The sequence below is a fragment of the Streptomyces sp. NPDC057963 genome (assembly GCF_042887155.1).
Taxonomy (GTDB): Bacteria; Actinomycetota; Actinomycetes; order Streptomycetales; family Streptomycetaceae; genus Streptomyces.
The window spans coordinates 143,357-160,016 of record NZ_JBHVPX010000003.1 but is presented as its reverse complement, the minus strand read 5'-3'; the positions used below and the strand labels follow the sequence as shown (position 1 = coordinate 160,016).

Sequence of the window (16,660 nt, the reverse complement as noted above, 5' to 3'; positions counted from 1 at the left end):
GAGGAGAGCAGGTTCATGTCGCGTTCCGAACGGGAGTCGATGATCATCATCGGCGCGGGACTCGGCGGTCTGTCCACGGGCTGCTACGCCCGGATGAACGGCTACCGCACCCACATCCTGGAGATGCATGAACTGCCGGGCGGCTGCTGCACGGCCTGGGACCGCGGTGACTTCACCCTGGATCCCTGCGTCAGCTGGCTCCTCGGCAGCGGACCCGGCAACGAGATGCACCAGATCTGGCTGGAGCTGGGCGCGTTGCAGGGCAAGGAGGTACGGCATTTCGATGTGTTCAACGTCGTGCGCGGGCGGTGCGGCCGGGCCGTGTACTTCTACTCCGACCCCGACCGGCTCCAGGCACATCTGACCGACCTCTCACCCGTCGACTCCGCCCTGATCCGGGACTTCTGCAAGCAGCTGCGGACGTTCCGCAAGTGCCTCGCCGTCTACCCGTTCCTCAAACCGGTCGGGCTGATGTCCACGTTCGAACGCTGGCGGATGCTGGCGTCCTTCGTCCCGTACTTCAATACCGTGCGCAAAACCATCAGCGTACTGATGACGGACTACTCGGCGAGGTTCAAGGACCCCCTGCTGCGCGAGGCGTTCAACTTCATCCTGTACGAGAAGCACCCGGCGTTCCCGGTACTGCCGTTCCACTTCCAGCTCGCCTCGCACGCCAACCTCTCCGCGGGCGTCCCCGAGGGCGGATCGCTCGGACTGGCCGAGTCGATCGAGCGGCGCTATCGCAGACTCGGCGGCGAGGTGACCTACAACGCCAAGGTCGAAGAGGTACTCGTCAAGGACGACCGGGCGGTCGGGGTCCGGCTGAGCGACGGGCGCGAACTGCGTGCCGACATCGTCGTCTCCGCCTGCGACGGCCGCACCACCATGATGGATCTGCTCGGTGGCCGCTACCTCAACGAGGCGTACCGCCGCCTGTACACGAAGACCATCAGTGAACCCGGCATGGTCTTCCCCGGATACTTCACGCTCTTCCTCGGCCTGCGGCGCGACTTCCCCGACGCCGACCCCTGCACGACCTATCTGCTCGACGCATCGGAAGCGGCCGAACTCACCGGCATCCGCCACCCCAGCATCAACGTCCAGTTCCGCAGCAGGCACTACCCGGAACTCTCCCCGCTGGGCACGAGCATCGCGTACGTCACCTACTTCTGCGACATCGCCCCCTGGCGGGCCCTGGACGAAGGGCCGGAGCAGGTGACCCGGACCCGCGGCGGGCAGGAGCTCCACACCTTGCCGGTACGCCACGGCCGCGGGTACTACACGGCCAAACGGCGGGCCCGCGACGCACTCGTCGCGTTCCTGGAACGGCGTCACCCCGGCATCACGGACGCGATCGCCGTCCGCGATGTGTCGAGCCCGCTCACACAGGTCCGCTACACCGGCAACTACGACGGCACCGTCCTCGGCTGGCAGCCGTTCGTGGAGAGCGGGGAGACGCTGGAGGCGCTCATCAAGAAGCACGGCCCCGGCCTGCCGGGACTGCGGAACTTCTACCAGTCCGGCGTATGGGCGACGACGGGCGGCCTGATCCGCGCGGCGGCGGCGGGCCGGCACGTCATGCAGTTCATCTGCGGGGACGACGGCCGGACGTTCACCGCGTCCGTCGACGAGAGTGGGCCGCTCCCGACCCACCTCGTCATCCCGGTGGGGCCCCGGCCGGACACGCGGCCCGTCGTCAAGGGCGGTTCGTCCTTCGCCGAGAGAGAGGGAACAGGATGAAGGCCATGAAATGGGTGGTCCGTGAGCACATCGAGGGGGTCCCCGACGTCGAGAGGATCTACGGGCTGGTCGAGGAGGAGCTCGATGTCGACCTCGCCCCGGACGAGATGCTGTTGAAGACGCGCTACGTATCGGTGGACCCCTACCTCCAGGGCATCGCGCTGGACACCCCTCTCGGGGCGCACATGGGTGCCGACTCGATCATGGAGGTGCTGGAAGCCGGACCGCGGGCGGCTCATCGCCCCGGTGACCTGGTGCAGGGGTTCGGCGGCTGGCGCACCCATCTCGTCAGCAACGGAGCGGCGACCCCCTGGCAGACGGGAACGTTCCCGATGGTCTTCCCGGCCTTCCGCCGCCTGGAGCCCCGCTGGTACGACGACGCGCTCCCGCTCACCACCGCGCTGAGCGTCATGGGCGGACCAGGAATGACCGCCTGGGGCACGCTGACGAAGGTCCTGACGGTGAGTCCCGGGGACACCGTCGTGATCAGCGGCGCCTCCGGCTCCGTGGGTTCCCTGGTCGGCCAGCTGGCCAAGCTCGCAGGTGCCCGGGTGGTCGGTACCACGTCGACGACGGAGAAGGCGGACTACCTCGACGAGCTGGGATTCGACGCGGTGGTCGTCTACCGCCACGGAGACAGCCGCGAAGCCGTGCGAGAAGCACTCTCCTGGGTCGCACCGGACGGAGTCGACAAGTACTTCGACAATCTGGGCGGCACCGTGACCGACGCCGTGTTCTCCATGCTCAACGTCGGCAGTCAGGTGGCCGTGTGCTGGCAGTGGGCCACCCAGGTCGGCCGGGACACCTGCGGGCCGCGCCTGCTGCCCCACATCATGTTCCCGCGCGCATCCGTACGCGGCATCTTCTCGCTGGAGTGGTTCACCGAGGAGAACTGGCACGCGCTCCACGACGAGCTGGGCGGCAGGGTCCGGAAGGGCGAGATCCGCTGCGGTCACACCCTCCACCACGGCTTCGCGAACATCCCGGACGCCTATCGGAGTCTCTACCACGACACGGGAGCCAGCCGGGGAAAGGTGCTGGTCGAACTCTGACCGCGAGCCGCCCCCCGCAGTCCCCCGACTGCTCTCTTCCCAAGCCTGGAGGTCCGTTGCCCCGCTCCGACGACAACGACGCGATGACCGGCCCGCCCATGCTCCCGCTGCACCGTCTGAGCTTCGACCCGCCCGGACCGCCCACCCCCGTCGTCCTGCCGGACGGGGGCCGGGCCTGGCTGGTGAGCCGATACGCCGACGTACGCAAGGTCCTGACCGACCCCCGGTTCGGACGCGCTGGGCTCCACGCACCGGACGCCCCGCCCCTGACGGGAGAGTCGGGCCTGGTGAGCAGCCTGGGCCTGATGTTCAACCAGGACGGCGAGGACCATCTGCGCCTCCGCCGCACCCTGCGGCGCGCCTTCACGCCGAGGGCCGTCGCGCGCTGGCGGCCCTGGGTCGCGTCGATCGTGGAACAGCGCCTGGACCAACTCGCCGACAGGGAACCTCCGGTGGATCTGGTGGCCGGCTTCACCCTTCCACTGCCGGTCGACGTGATCAGCCGGCTGATGGGGCTCGATGCCCTGTCCCGGGAACGGCTGCGTCACTGGAGCGAGTACGCCTTCTCCGACGGCTCCCACCCCGAGGAGGAGATGGAGACCGCCCTGACGGAGTTCGCCGCCTTCGGAGCCGCCCTGCTGGCCGAGCGGCGGAGCGCACCCGGCAGCGACCTGACCAGCATGCTCGTCCGGGCGGCCGATGACGAGGGCGGCATCCCGGAGGGGCAACTGGTCGACCTGGTGTGCGGGCTGGTGGTGGGTGGGCACGACAGCACCATGACGATGCTGGGCAACTCCCTGCTCTATCTGCTCGGCGAGCGCCCGGAGTGCTGGCACCGTCTCGGGGAGGACGAACAGGCCGCCGGGGCGGTGGCGGAGCGGTTGCTCCACCTGATCCCGCTCGGCGACGACCGGGGGTCCGCGCGCCACGCCGCCGTCGATACGGAGGTCGGTGGCGTGGTCGTCCCGGCGGGTTCGGTGGTGCTCGCCGACTGCGGCATGGCCAACCGTGATCCCGATGTGTTCCCGCCCCAGCAGCTCGACGACCTGTTCGCCCCGTTGAAAGCCCCCACGCTGTCGCTCGGGGCCGGGCCGCACTACTGCCTGGGCGCCTGGCTGGCCCGGCTCGAACTCCAACTGTCCCTGCACCGGCTCGCGGCCCGCTTCCCCGGCCTCCGTCTGTCGCGACCCGCAGACGAGACCGAATGGCGGCGCGGCACCACGTCCCGCAGTCCGCAGCGGATCACCGTCACCTGGTAGGAGCGACGGTGCCCCGTGCGACCGATATCCCTTGGAAGAGTGGGGAGTTGGGGTCGCCCGAGTGACGCGAGAGGCACCATACTTGGCGTCACTTCATATCTGCTGAGGGGACAACCGCGGTGGCGCCCAACAACCTCCTGCGCGGACTGCACATATTGATGTTCCGGATCCTCCGGGTGCGCCTGCTGCTGGGCACAGTGCTCGTGCTGGCTCTGTTCCAGGTGCTGTCCGTGCTTCAGGCACTCCTCACCGCGACGGCGGTCGTGGTGGTGCTGGTCGCCCTCCGGACGGCCCTCCAGAAGATGCTCGCCCCCAGGTTCAGCGCCGTGTGCCAAGTCCGGTCGGGAGGACGGACCTTGCTCGCGTTCGCGGGGTCGCGGCGAATGATCACGATCGGCGACCCGGCCACCGGGGACGCGGTCACCACCCTGGCGGGGCACCGGGGCTGGGTGAGTGCCCTGTGCGAGGTGGAGGTCGGCCGGCGCTCCTTGCTGGCCTCCGGCGGCAAGGACCGGACGGTACGGCTGTGGGACCCGGGTACGGGTGAGCAGGTCTCCGTTCTCACGGGCGCGCGTGCCACGGTGAGCAGCGTGTGCCAGGTGCGGGTGGGCGGTGGCGCACTGCTGGCCGCCGGGGCGGAGGACGGGTCGCTCCATCTGTGGGAGCCGGGCTCGGGCGAGCAGGTCCGTGTCCTGGCGCCCGGAGCCGGCGAGGTCCTGGCGGTGTGCGCGGTGCGGTCCGAGGGCCGGGACCTCCTTGCCTCGTCCCACGTGGACCGGAGCGTTCGGCTGTGGGAGCCGGGCACGGGCGAGCAGATACGGGAACTGAGCGGCCATGAGGGCTGGCCGACCGCCCTGTGCCAGATGGAGAGCGCGGACGGGACCCTGCTCGCCTCGGCCGGCACCGACGAGACGGTACGGGTGTGGAACCCGGAAACCGGAGAACAACTCCACGTCATGGAGGACGACTTCGGCTGGCTGCACGCCCTGTGCCAGGTCGAGGTGGGCGAGCGGAAGCTGCTGGCCTCCGGTGGCGACGGGCCGGGGGTGAAACTCTGGGACCCGGCCACCGGAGAGAGGACGGGCACCGTCGGGGGCGCCCCGTTCCTCCTGGGGCCGTACGGCTGCGGGTGGGTGCGCGCGCTGTGTCAGATCCAGGTCGACGACGAAGTACGGATCGCCACAGGCGGGTACGACAAGCGGGTGGAGACCTGGCGCCTCACGGAGCAGAGTCCGTGAAGGGGCGGCCGTGTGCCGGGGCGCCCGCACCGTCCTCGCGTGAGCCGCGCGGCCGGGCCGAGGCGAACCTGCGCCACCTCGGCCGCACCCCCGTCGAGGCGGTGAATCCGCGCGGCGCCGGTACGGGCACGAGCAGATCCCGTCGAGACCGGGACCGCGCGCCTGCTCAGCGCACGTGCACCGGCAGCGATTCGACGCCGTACACGATCGACAGCTTGCGGAAGGCCAGTTCCTGGGGCGGGACGGCGAGACGCATCCGGGGAAACCGCCGGGCCAGGGCGGGATAGGCGGAACGCAGTTCCATGCGCGCCAGCTCGGCGCCTATGCAGCGGTGGATTCCGTACCCGAAGGCGAGATGCCCCGAGGGGTTGCGGTGCGGATCGAAGCGTCCGTCGTCCATGACGTACGACGCGTCACGGTTGGCGCTGCTGAGCGAGCAGAGCACCATGTCGCCCTGGGGAATGACCACGCCCGCTATCTCGATGTCCCGACGGGCGAACCGGGGAAAGGCGAGCTGCACCGCGGAGAGGTAACGCAGCACCTCTTCGACGAACGGCGCGGCGGCCGCGTCGTCCGTCCGTATCCGCTCGAAGACCTCGGGGTTCCGCAGCAGTACAAGGGAGCCCAGGGCGATCGTGCTGGCGGTCGTCTCGAAGCCGCCGGTCAGCACGCCGTCGGCGAGGCCCGCGAGTTCCTCGTCGTCGACGCTGTCGCCGTGCTCCTTCACGATCATGCCGAGCAGGCCGTCGCCCGGATCCTCACGCTGCATTCTGACCACGTTCCTGAAATACGCCAGCGACTCCGACATGGCCCCGAAGGGCGCGGTCGTGCCACCGAAGAGGTCGAAGCGGTCCATGGCCAGTTGCTGGAAGTCGTGGCGGTCGTCGTAGGGCACGCCGAGCAGCTCGCAGATGGTGAGGGAGGGGATCGGCAGCGCGAAGTCCTTCACCAGGTCGACCGGACCCTGGTGGGCTTCCATCGCGTCGAGGCGCTCCTCCACGATGGCATCGATCCTGGGAGTGAGCCGGCGCAGCCGGCGCATCGTGAACTCCGGGGTCAGGATGCGCCGCAGCCGCGTGTGCACGGGAGGGTCGCTGAACCCGAGCCCGCCGGGGCTCTGTTCCGCCGCCACTCCGGCGTTCGTCGCGAGGTGGGCGAAGTCGGTACTGAATCCGTCGGCCGATCCGAGTACCGCCTTCGACTCCTCATGGCCGGTGACCACCCAGACATCCATACCGAACGGCAGCGACACCTTGGACACCGGCGCCTTCGCCTGGAGCCCTGCCAGCCTGTCCACCGGGTCCAGGCCATCCCTGCGCAGGAGCATCAGCAGGTCTTCGGGCAGCAGCCGGATCGTGGAGGAGCCGATTCCGTACTTCTGGATCCTGGACAGGTACGTGCGCCCAAGCCGGGCGGTGAAACGAGAACGGAACTTCGTCCTCAACGTGTTCTCCATGGGTCGTCGCGCGGTCCGCACACACGGTGCGGAGATGAGAGATGTGCAGCAGGCTCGGAAGTGGACAGGGGCAGGCGCCGGCACGGCTCGCCCCGAGAGACGTGGTATCTCGGGGCAGGAGCCGGAAGAGCGCTGGTAGCACACGGTAGCGCGAGCGAGCGGGACGGTCATTCGGCCGTCATCGATGCCCGGACCGGCCGACTGCCGCATCGGCGGCTGCCGGTTCAGGATCACCGGTCGCGTCGACCGGACGCGGGACCGCCCGGCGAACGGTGCGGGGGCGGGGGACGTGCCTGTTGTCGGCATGCTGCGTGAGCGGACCGGATCGCGCCCCGCCGACGGGGCGCCGGGAACTATGCTCGGGGGCGTGATCGAGACCGAGCGACTGCCGCTTCGGCCCGTTCGTCCTTCCGACGTCGATGCGTTCGTCGACCTCCACGCCGACCCGCGGATCAAACCGCCCCACCGGTCCGGCCGGCGCGGCGCACTTGAGTAGTGACGACGGACCGGGGCCCGGCCTCCGGGAAACGGAGCGCTGCCGGCCGGGGGCGAAGACCTCCTCGGCGCGGTGGCGGGCCGCGAAGCCACCGTGCGGGCGGGGGCGTCGCACACCGTGGACGCCCCCGCCCGCACGGGCCGGACTTCTGCCGCCAAGGACCGGACCGCGTCGGGGCGTTCAGCTCGGCAGTCGCGGGCGGCCGCCCTTCGCCGCCGCGACCAGCTCGGGCACCGTACCGAATGTGACCCGTGGGCGGCCGTCCGCGCGACCGCGTGCCAGCTCTGCCCTGTCGATGGCCGCCAGCCCCCGGGCATCGACGACGTGGCGGCTGCGGCTCCGAACGAGGCGGCGGAACGCCTTGGACGAACCCGCGGGTGAAGGCAGCGCGCCGCCGACCGCATCGGCCAGGAGCGTGCCGACCGTCTCGGCGGCGCACACGCGGTTGGCCCCGATGCCGCCCGAGGGACCCCGCTTGATCCAGCCGGCCACGTACGTCCCGGTCCGCCCCGTCACGCGACCGGCCTCGTGCGGCACGGTGCCGCTCGCTTCGTCGAAGGGCAGCCCCGCCACGGGCAGACCGCGGTAGCCGACCGCGCGCAGGAGTACGCCGGCCGGTATGTCCAGCTCGCCCGGACCTCCCGTCACCCGCGTCGCCCGGACGGTGCCGTCGCCGAGCACCGCCACCGGTGCGGAGTGAAAACGGAAGACGATGCGCCGCCGTGACACGGGCGTGCGCGACCAGTCCACCGTTTCGCGGGTTGCGCCCCGCAGCAGCGCGGCCTTCTCGTTCGGCGCCGCGCTGTCGATCGTCGCACCGATGCGCGGATCGTGGTCGTCGACGACCAGTTCCACGCCCGGCAGGTGGTGGAGGGCGAGCAGCTCGGACCCGCTGTACGCCGCGTGCTCCGGGCCGCGGCGACCGAGCAGGACCACTTCGCGGACCTTCGAGGTACGCAGGGCGGCGAGTGCGTGGTCGGCGATGTCCGATTCGGCGAGCTTCGAGGGGTCCGTGACGAGGATGCGGGCGACATCGAGGGCGACATTGCCGTTGCCGGTCACCACGACGCGCTCGGCCGACAGGTCGATGACGTCCGGCGCGACCTCGGGGTGGGCACAGCCCGGCGGGATCCTGCGGGCACGGTCTCCGACCGGACCGTCACCATGCTGTTGACCGGGCGTGACAGCCTCGGGCGGCGCCCTTGCGGATACCGCGGTCACCGCCACCGCTCGCAGAAGCACCAGGGCACCCGGCGCGCCTGAACACGCAGTGCGATGCTCCCGGAAAGCAGTGCCTGACGGCCCCGCACCGCTCGGATCGAGTCCGGCTGGAGTGGGCACTCCTCGTCGATCGCCGTAGCATGGTCCACGAGGACGGCTCCTCTCAGAGAGAGATCGGATTCACCATCAGTGGCAGCCTCCTGCGAGAGCAGGGGGCTGCTGCCGTGTCAGCCGGCATTCGGCGGGCGGACCTCCGTCGACCCCCGTGCGGTGTCCGCGCACGACGTCGACGACCCTGCGATGTTCCAGGCGTGGTTCACTGCGGCGGCCTGCGTGCGGCGTACGTTCCCGCACCTGCCGCCAGCAGCATCACGCAGCCCGTGAAGATCAGCCCGGCCGGGCGCAGCCCGAGCCAGGTGGCCAGCGCGCCGACCCCGACCACCGGGACCGAGATCCCGGCGTAGGCGACGACGAAGAACGCCGAAATGGTGCCGCCACGATGGCGTGCCGGGGCGGCTCCACCGATCAGAGTGAGTGCCGCGCGGAAGGCGAGCCCCTGGCCGCTGCCGCCGCACAGCGCACCCAGGACGAGCAGGACCAGGGACTTGGCGATCAGCGATGCCGCCACCAGCAGCAGGCCCACGACGAGGATGCCGCACCCCGCGGGAAGCGCGCGGCGCGCCCCGATCCGTTGCGTCAGGGACTGCCCGACGGTCGAAGCGAGAAATACGGAGAACACCACCGCGCCGGAGACCGCCAGGTTGTGCACACCCAGTGTCCGCGAGGCGAAGCTCGGCGCCACCGCCGTGAAGAGCCCGAGAAGCGCGAAGCCCGCGAACGCCGCCAGTGAGGCGGGCCTGAACACGCCCTTGACCTCGGGCGGCACGGTGATTCCCTGTGGCCTGGGACGCGGCCACTTCTTCGGCTCGGCCACGGTCTCCGGCAGGATCCAGGTGATTCCGGCGGCCGCGGTCACGAGCCCCAGGTGCACCCAGAACGGCAGCGTCAGCGGCCAGGGCGTGTACTGCGCGAGGAGACCGGAGAGGAGCGGTCCGCAGCCCAGGCCGCCCATGTTCGCCGCAGTGGCGGCGAAACCGGCCTGCGGCCGCTGCCCCGGTCCCGCCAGTTCGATGACGGCCGCCGTCGCCGCGCCGCTGAGCAGACCGGCCGCGCAGCCGGACAGCAGCCGCCCCACCAGGAGCTGCGGCAGACCGCTCTCCAGGAGGAAGCATCCCGCGCTGGCGGCCGACAGCGCCATGGCGCACACGAGCACGGGCCTACGGCCGGCTTCGTCGGAGTAGTTGCCCACCACCAGCAGCACGGTGATGACCGCGATGGCGTATACGGCGAAGACCACCGTCACCATCAGCTCGGAGAACCCGATCTGCTCCTGGTAGAGCCCGTACAACGGGGTGGGCAGGGTGGTCCCGGCCATTCCGACGGCGAACACCGCCGCCGCTGACCGATAGCCCGGCCGCCGGCCACTGCCCGGATTCATCAGTCCCAGAGCTTGTACGTCACGACCCGGTGCGTATCAGCCGGCGTGCTGTGCGTGTAGGTGAGTTGCAACCGGGTGAAATGCTGCAGCTCGGGATGGTTCTCCCAGCTCCGTGGACGGTCCAGCCTGACCTTGACGGGGTAGGAGTGGAACGTGCCCGCGGCGCAATAGGGTTGACAGTCGTTCACCGCGTCGAGTCCGCTGCCCACGGCGGACGCCGGTCCCCATTGGGTCCAACGGAGGGAGATCAGGCGGTTGTTGCCGTCCCCGCAGGCGAGCAGGAAGTCGCCGGGACGTACTTGTGAACCCGAGAAGCAGTCGACGGCCACAGTGCGAGCGGGCGAGGACGGCCTTGCGGAAGCGGACGTCGGTACCGCCGCCGCCGCCGCGAGCGTCGCGGCAGCACACATCATGACCGCCGCTCTGAGCTTGTCTCGTTGCATGTCGGCTCCCAGCTGCCTCTTTGCTCATACGACGTCCAGACCGCGCCGGACCGCCCCCGCGGGGCCGGGACCGGCGCGTCGGAAGAGGTGCCGGTGGCGGCGCCCTTCCTCCGGCGGTCGTTCCTCAGTCGACAGTACGACCGTGCTCCGGTACGCACCACCCGTACCGGTGATGGCCGTGCGGAGCAGGAGGAGAGGCAGGAAGCCGGCACCGGCGACGTGGTGGCGGGCTCGGCCGCCACCACGTCGCCTGCCGCGTTGCGCCAGACGGTCGGGTCCAGTGTGCATGTACGTACCGGGTGAAACCTTCAGCAGCGCCGTTCCGACCGGCAGCGCCCCGTGCGCGAGGACCGTGTCGGCGAGCTCCAGCCGCTCTGCGTGCGTGATTCGGCCCGGTCCGGGGCGACGGTGACGTACCCGTCCGCCAGGTGTGCCGCGCATTCGGTCGCCGAGCGGGCCATCGCGCCGAATGGGGCCGGGACCGTGTCCGACCGCGGCTTCGGGCCGGGCCGTCGCCGTTCCGGCGCACCATCCCGGGGTCGGCACCGATCGCCTCGCCCACCGCTGGGTCCGCGCGGTTACAGGCCCGCGGCGCGTGCCGTACCGCAGGACCTCCCCCTGCCCGTCCGGCCGTCGCACCGTGTGCCATGCAGGTCGCTCGGTGTGTGCGAAGGGTGTACAAAGAGGGCATGCCCGGACGGGACGGCCGCCGACGCTCGGTTCTCAAATTGCGAACTCTCGCAGGTCAGGTCTTCCTCCTGCAGTTGGCGATCGTCGTGTTGCTGGTGGCCGCCGCCGTGGCCGCGCTCGTACTCCAATCCCGGGCCGACGGTGAACGAGAGGCCCGCAACCGGTCGGTCGCCGTCGCCCAGGCCTTTGCCGCCTCACCGGGGATCGAGACGGCACTGAAGGGCCCCGACCCGACCGCGGTGCTCCAGCCGCTGACCGAGCGGGCCCGGAAACTTACCGGGGTCGACTTCATCACCGTGCTGAACCGGGCCGGAATCCGCTACACCCACCCCGTGCCCGACCGGATCGGGAAGAAGTACGTCGGCAATCTGAGACCCGCCCTGAACGGCGGGGTCGTCGTCGAGGAAGTCACCGGGAGCATCGGCCCCCTCGTCCAGGCGCTGGTACCCGTCGTCGGACACGACAGCACCGTGGTCGGCCTGGTCTCCGCCGGAATCACCGTCAAACGCGTGAGCGGCGTCATCGAGGAGCAGTTTCCTCTCCTGTTCGGCGCCGCCGCGGCGGTCCTGACCATCACCACGGCCGGGACGGCACTGGTGAGCAGACGCCTGCGCCGTCAGACCCACGGTCTCGGCCCCGCCGGGATGACCCGGATGTACGAGCACCACGACGCCGTCCTGCACGCGGTGCGGGAGGGCGTCCTCATCGTCAGCGGCGGCGGCCGGCTGCTGCTGGCCAATGACGAGGCCCGTCGGCTGCTGGGCCTGCCGCCGGACGTGGAGGGGCGCGTGATGAGCGAGCTGGCGCTCGATCCGGACACCACGGAGCTGCTGGTCTCGGGGCGGACCGTGACCGACGAGGTGCTTCTTGTCGGCGAGCGCCTGCTCGCGGTCAACCAGCGGCCGACCGACCGGGACGGCGGACCGGCCGGCAGCGTGACGACACTGCGCGACACCACCGAGCTCCGGGCGCTCAGCGGGAGGGCCGACACGGCGCGCGGACGGCTGAGCCTGCTGTACCGGGCCGGCACCGAGATCGGCACCACCCTCGACGTGGTGCGCACCTGCGAGGAACTGGCGGCGTTCGCGACCGCCGACTTCGCCGACTTCGCGACCGTCGACATGGTGGAGGCCGTGCTGCGCGGCGAGGAGCCCACGCGCGCGGACCTGGGCACCGAATGGCGTCGCACCGCCTCCAGCGGCATCCGGGACGTCACGGTGCTCTACCCCGTCGGCTCCGTGATCCGCTTCCTGCCCGACACGCCCGTGGGGGCCGTCCTGCTCCGGGGGGAGACGGTTCTCGACGCGAATCTGGCGGCCTTCGACGGATGGCAGCAGCAGGACCCCGCAGGAGCCCGGCGGCTCGTCGTGGACGGATTCCACTCGATGATCGCGGTTCCGCTGCGCGCCCGCGGTGCCATCCTGGGCGGGGTCCTGTTCTGGCGCGCGGGGGAGTCCGGGCGGTTCGAGGACGAGGACCGGTCCCTCGCCGAGGAACTGGTCGCCCGAGCCGCGGTGAACATCGACAACGCCCGCCGCTACACACGCGAGCACGCCATGGCGGTGACCCTGCAGCGCAGTCTGCTGCCGCGCGGCGTACCCGACCAGACCGCCATCGACGTCGCCTACCGGTACCTGCCCGCGCAGGCCGGGCTCGGCGGACTCGGCGGCGTCGGCGGAGACTGGTTCGACGTCATCCCGCTGCCCGGGGCCCGCGTCGCCCTCGTCGTGGGCGATGTCGTCGGCCACGGCGTGCACGCGGCCGCGACCATGGGGCGCCTGCGCACGGCGGTCCACAACTTCTCCACCCTGGACCTGCCGCCCGACGAACTCCTGTGGCACCTCGACGAGCTGGTCGCCCAGATCGACCAGGACGAGGCGGTCGACAGCGCCGACGCGGAGGTCACCGGCGCCACCTGCCTCTACGCGATCTACGATCCGGTGTCCGGGCGCTGCACCATGGCGCGAGCCGGCCACCTCCAGCCCGTGGTCGTCCACCCGGACGGCACCTCGGAGTTCGCCGACGTGCCCGGCGGCCCGCCGCTGGGACTCGGCGGCCTGCCCTTCGAGACGCTCGAAGCGCAGTTGCCCGAGAACAGCCGGCTGGTGCTCTACACGGACGGACTCGTCGAAGACCGGCACCGGGACATCGACGAGGGGCTGTCACTCCTCGGCCGGACACTCGCCGAGAACGCCGACCGGACACCCGAGGAGACCTGCGAGGCGGTCCTGCGCACCCTCGTACCCGAACGCGCCCGCGACGACATCGCGCTGCTCGTCGCCCGTACCCGGAGGGTGGATGCCGCGGACATCGTCCAGATGGACGTGCCCTGCGACCCGTCATCGGTGTCCCGGGTACGGGCCGAGGTCTCCCGCAAACTGGCCGAATGGGGGCTGGCGGAGGAGGCTTTCACCACGGAGCTGATCCTCAGCGAACTGGTCACCAACGCCATTCGCCACGCCTCGGGTCCCATCGGCGTACGGCTGCTCCGCGACCGCTCCCTGATCTGCGAGGTCTCCGACCACAGCAGCACCTCGCCCCATCTGCGGCAGGCGGCCGGCACGGACGAGGGGGGCCGCGGGCTGTTCCTCGTCGCCCAGTTCGCCGACCGATGGGGGACCCGCTACACGGACCACGGCAAGGTCATCTGGACGGAACAGGCACTCCCGGCCGACCTGCGGCGGAACAGCCCCTCGGCTCCGTGAGCCGGCCCGGTCGGACCAGGTGCCGATCCCGGCCGCTGTATCGGGTGCCGCGTGTTCTTCGGGTGCCGCGCCCGGGGCCTGGGGCGTTCACGACAGCGTGAGGGCGATCACGGCCCGGTCGTCGTCCGCTCCGGCCGACCACTCGTCCCTGTCCGCCCTGAGGAAGGACACGAGGGCCTCGGGATCCGGAGTCCGGCCTCCGTCGGCGAAATGGTCCGTCAGCCGGGCCCGTACGGGATAGAACTCGCCTTCCGCGTTCCGCGCCTCGCTCACCCCGTCCGTGTACAGGACGACCACCTCCCCGGCGCGCAGCGGATGAGTGGTGACCTCGGCGCCGCCGGCGCCCAGTTCGCCCAGGCCCAGAGGCAGCGCGGGGGAGGTGCGGAGCCGTTGCGTGCCGTGCGGGGTGAGCAGAAGCGGTGCCGGATGTCCGCGATCGACGACCCTCACCGAACCGCCGCCGGGGGGAAATTCCAGAATGAGAGCGGTGACGAACAGTTCCTCGTCCTCGGCCGGGCATCCGGAATTGCGGGCGATGCTGAGTTCGAGGTGATCCGCCAGACGGCTCAGGTCCGTCAACTCGTGGGCGGACACCCGGAAGCTCCCCAGGACGGCCGCGACCGTCTGAACCGCTTCCAGGCCCTTTCCGCGTACGTCTCCGAGGACGACCCGTACGCCGAACGGGGTTTCGCACAGATCGTAGAGGTCGCCACCGACGAGCGTGCCGCCCTCACCCGCTTCGTAGAAGCCGGCTGCCCGCACCGGACCGATCCGTCGCGGGAACGGGCGGAGCAGCGTCAGCTGCATGGCCTCGGCGACCGAACGGGCGCGGACGAGGCTTGCCTCGGCACGGATCCGCTGCCGCGACAGCGCGACGCTGGCGACGCCGATCAGCGCGGTGGCGGTGTAGAGGGCCACGTGGTGGTTCTCCGCGGTGTGCCCGGGGCGCCGGGAGGCCAGCCACACCTCCAGCCCCAGACATACGACGGTGATCCCGGCGGTACGTCGGGGGGTCCGTGTGACCGCCGCGACGGGCGGAACCCCGACCAGCAGGAAGCTCAGCGGTTCGCGGCTGCGGGCCGCGAGGTCGGCGACCACGTCCACGGCCGTCAGCAGCAGAGGAAGCCACCAGACCCACGTCCTGTCGCCGCCGGTCCGAGGCCGCCACCGCAGCAGGCCCTTGATCCTTCCCGCGTCGCCATCACCGGCATGTGACATAGGGGAACCTTATGCGCATTTTTCGTGCTGTCTCCGTTGCGTACGGCGGAGTGTCCGGGCGTCCGGGTGCGGCCTGTTCCCGCCGCCCGCCGCCCGCGGGAGGCAGGCGGCGGGCGGCGGGTTCAGAGGCGGACGACGACCAGGGCGATGTCGTCACGGGCGCCGCCGCTGACGCCCAGACGGGCCAGCAGGGCGTCGGCGAGGCGTTCCGGGCTGAGGCGCCGGTAGTGGGACAGGGCTTCGGCCAGCCGGCCCAGACCGGTGTCGATGTCCTCGCCGCGGCGTTCGATGAGCCCATCGGTGTACAGGACCAGGGTGTCGCCCGGCGCGTAGGACACGGCGGCCCGGGGGCGGGAGGCGTGACGGGGGCGGGCGGCCAGGGGCGGGTCCGTGGCCCGGTCCAGCAGATCGCAGCTGCCGTCGGGGCGCACCAGGACCGGCGGCGGGTGACCGGCGTCGCTGTAGGAGATCTCGCGGCCGACGGGGTCGATGACGGTCTGGACCGTGGTGGTGGCCAGCGCGCCCTCCACGGACCGGGCATAGAGGTCCAGGACGTCCAGGGCTCTTTCGGGCCCGTCGACGGCTCTGACGGCGGCGCTCAGCGCGCTGCGGAGCATGCCCATGACCGCGGCGGCCGCCAGGCCGTGGCCGACGACGTCACCGACCGCGACCGCGAAGACGTCGTGGGGCAGGTCGACCAGGTCGTACCAGTCGCCGCACACGTTCAGCGTCCCGGTGGCGGGCAGATAGCGCACCGCGACGTTCCGGTGCCCGTCCAGGTCCGGTGAATGGAGCATCGCCTCCTGCAGGGTGACGGCGACCTGGCGTTCCCGGGCGTGGGCCTGGCGCAGTTTCTCGTTGAGCTGCTGGAGCTGCTGCGCACGGGCGTACAGCTCGGCCTCCATGGCCTGCCGCTGGCTGAGCGCACCACCGCCCGCGACCGGACGGCCGGTATGGGACAGGACGAACGAGGTCACGTCCTCCACCCGGTGGATGATCCATGCCACCTGTCCGTCCGACGCGAGCACGGGGGTGTTGATCGGGGACCACCACCGCTCCTCGAACTCCCCCGACCGGTCGGCGACAGGGATGTCGTACCTCAGCACCGCCATCGTGTCGGGCTCTTTCGAACCGAGGACCCGGCGCAGCGAGGCGTGCAGATTCCGTACCCCGTGGGCGTCCGGGGTCGCCGGGTTGTCGGGGAAGGCGTCGAAGAGGTACCGCCCGACCAGATCCTGCCTGCCGGTGCCGGTCGCCCGCAGATACGCCTCGTTGACGTCGACGATCACCAGGCCCGGGTCGAGTACCAGGTACGGGCTGGGCGTGGCCGTGAACACCCCCTTGTAATCGATATGCGGTGTCACGGGTCCGCGCCAGCCTTCCGGTGGTCGAGGTGTCCTCGCCAATCTACGAAGCGCCCGGCGCCCCCGCCCGCCCTGATCCGCCATCCGCTGCCACCACGCAGCGGACCGCGGTGGCCGCATGCGTATGCCGGCGGGGCGGGGGCCGCTGCGATGCCCTGTTCGGCGCGTCCCCGGAGCCCCGTCGAAACCCCCGACAGGGGCCCGAAGATGTGATGCCACCCATAGGAGCTGCATCACATTCTAACGACGGTAGTAGGACCGAGGACGCCCCAGAGGCGAT

At 70.9% G+C, this 16,660-nt stretch carries 12 protein-coding genes and 1 pseudogene; 6 read left to right on the top strand and 7 right to left on the bottom strand.

What is annotated here, in order from left to right; all coding sequences use genetic code 11:
• Positions 1-15 precede the first annotated feature (15 nt).
• The 4 genes from ACFVT1_RS07825 to ACFVT1_RS07810 all read left to right on the top strand — a co-directional run bounded on the left by ACFVT1_RS07825 (position 16) and on the right by ACFVT1_RS07810 (position 5,289).
• Positions 16-1,740: a phytoene desaturase family protein gene (locus ACFVT1_RS07825; RefSeq protein WP_389793484.1), complete on the top strand. Its 1,725-nt coding sequence runs from the start codon at positions 16-18 to the stop codon at positions 1,738-1,740.
• Positions 1,737-2,792: an MDR family NADP-dependent oxidoreductase gene (locus ACFVT1_RS07820; protein WP_389793483.1), complete on the top strand. Its 1,056-nt coding sequence runs from the start codon at positions 1,737-1,739 to the stop codon at positions 2,790-2,792. The genes ACFVT1_RS07825 and ACFVT1_RS07820 overlap by 4 nt, the downstream gene beginning before the upstream one ends.
• A gap of 83 nt (positions 2,793-2,875) precedes the next feature.
• On the top strand, positions 2,876-4,051 hold the full coding sequence (locus tag ACFVT1_RS07815; RefSeq protein WP_389794052.1) for a cytochrome P450: 1,176 nt from the start codon (positions 2,876-2,878) through the stop codon (positions 4,049-4,051).
• Between the two features lie 119 nt (positions 4,052-4,170).
• Positions 4,171-5,289 (top strand): WD40 repeat domain-containing protein, encoded by a 1,119-nt coding sequence (locus ACFVT1_RS07810; RefSeq protein WP_389793482.1) that lies wholly within the window; start codon positions 4,171-4,173, stop codon positions 5,287-5,289.
• A 166-nt stretch (positions 5,290-5,455) separates the two neighbouring features.
• Here the strand turns inward: ACFVT1_RS07810 and ACFVT1_RS07805 are convergent, their stop codons facing one another.
• Entirely contained in the window at positions 5,456-6,745 is a 1,290-nt protein-coding gene (locus ACFVT1_RS07805) for a cytochrome P450 (protein ID WP_389793481.1), read from the bottom strand.
• Between the two features lie 367 nt (positions 6,746-7,112).
• On the opposite strand from ACFVT1_RS07805, the gene ACFVT1_RS07800 reads away from it, so the two are divergent.
• Positions 7,113-7,241 carry a hypothetical protein gene (locus tag ACFVT1_RS07800; protein ID WP_389793480.1) on the top strand — a complete coding sequence of 43 codons (129 nt, stop codon included), beginning with the start codon at positions 7,113-7,115 and terminating at the stop codon, positions 7,239-7,241.
• A gap of 180 nt (positions 7,242-7,421) precedes the next feature.
• Here ACFVT1_RS07800 and ACFVT1_RS07795 read toward each other — a convergent pair.
• The 4 genes and pseudogenes from ACFVT1_RS07795 to ACFVT1_RS07780 all read right to left on the bottom strand — a co-directional run.
• A pseudogene (locus tag ACFVT1_RS07795) lies at positions 7,422-8,357 on the bottom strand (ferredoxin-NADP reductase); the annotation flags it as partial.
• 101 nt (positions 8,358-8,458) lie between these two features.
• Positions 8,459-8,611, bottom strand: coding sequence for a hypothetical protein (locus ACFVT1_RS07790; RefSeq protein WP_389793479.1), 153 nt, complete (start codon positions 8,609-8,611; stop codon positions 8,459-8,461).
• Between the two features lie 167 nt (positions 8,612-8,778).
• Complete coding sequence (locus tag ACFVT1_RS07785) at positions 8,779-9,960, bottom strand: MFS transporter (protein ID WP_389793478.1); 1,182 nt, start codon at positions 9,958-9,960, stop codon at positions 8,779-8,781.
• The gene (locus ACFVT1_RS07780; RefSeq protein WP_389793477.1) at positions 9,960-10,403 is read right to left on the bottom strand and encodes a hypothetical protein; all 444 of its coding nucleotides are present in this window, start codon (positions 10,401-10,403) and stop codon (positions 9,960-9,962) included. The genes ACFVT1_RS07785 and ACFVT1_RS07780 overlap by 1 nt, the downstream gene beginning before the upstream one ends.
• 689 nt (positions 10,404-11,092) lie before the next feature.
• Here ACFVT1_RS07780 and ACFVT1_RS07775 point away from each other — a divergent pair.
• Positions 11,093-13,798, top strand: a complete 2,706-nt coding sequence (locus tag ACFVT1_RS07775; RefSeq protein ID WP_389793476.1) for a SpoIIE family protein phosphatase — start codon at positions 11,093-11,095, stop codon at positions 13,796-13,798.
• Positions 13,799-13,885: 87 nt separating this feature from the next.
• Here ACFVT1_RS07775 and ACFVT1_RS07770 read toward each other — a convergent pair whose 3' ends face one another.
• Both ACFVT1_RS07770 and ACFVT1_RS07765 read right to left on the bottom strand, forming a co-directional pair.
• Positions 13,886-15,016, bottom strand: a complete 1,131-nt coding sequence (locus ACFVT1_RS07770) for a PP2C family protein-serine/threonine phosphatase (protein WP_389793475.1) — start codon at positions 15,014-15,016, stop codon at positions 13,886-13,888.
• 122 nt (positions 15,017-15,138) lie between these two features.
• Positions 15,139-16,380 carry a PP2C family protein-serine/threonine phosphatase gene (locus tag ACFVT1_RS07765; protein WP_389793474.1) on the bottom strand — a complete coding sequence of 414 codons (1,242 nt, stop codon included), beginning with the start codon at positions 16,378-16,380 and terminating at the stop codon, positions 15,139-15,141.
• Positions 16,381-16,660 lie beyond the last annotated feature (280 nt).

What these genes read in the sequence shown, in the direction of transcription:
- ACFVT1_RS07805 (WP_389793481.1), bottom strand. Translation starts at nt 6,745, where the DNA reads ATGGAGAACACGTTGAGGACGAAGTTCCGTTCTCGTTTCACCGCCCGG.
- ACFVT1_RS07775 (WP_389793476.1), top strand. Translation starts at nt 11,093, where the DNA reads ATGCCCGGACGGGACGGCCGCCGACGCTCGGTTCTCAAATTGCGAACT.
- ACFVT1_RS07815 (WP_389794052.1), top strand. Translation starts at nt 2,876, where the DNA reads ATGACCGGCCCGCCCATGCTCCCGCTGCACCGTCTGAGCTTCGACCCG.
- ACFVT1_RS07770 (WP_389793475.1), bottom strand. Translation starts at nt 15,016, where the DNA reads ATGTCACATGCCGGTGATGGCGACGCGGGAAGGATCAAGGGCCTGCTG.
- ACFVT1_RS07825 (WP_389793484.1), top strand. Translation starts at nt 16, where the DNA reads ATGTCGCGTTCCGAACGGGAGTCGATGATCATCATCGGCGCGGGACTC.
- ACFVT1_RS07785 (WP_389793478.1), bottom strand. Translation starts at nt 9,960, where the DNA reads ATGAATCCGGGCAGTGGCCGGCGGCCGGGCTATCGGTCAGCGGCGGCG.
- ACFVT1_RS07820 (WP_389793483.1), top strand. Translation starts at nt 1,737, where the DNA reads ATGAAGGCCATGAAATGGGTGGTCCGTGAGCACATCGAGGGGGTCCCC.
- ACFVT1_RS07780 (WP_389793477.1), bottom strand. Translation starts at nt 10,403, where the DNA reads ATGCAACGAGACAAGCTCAGAGCGGCGGTCATGATGTGTGCTGCCGCG.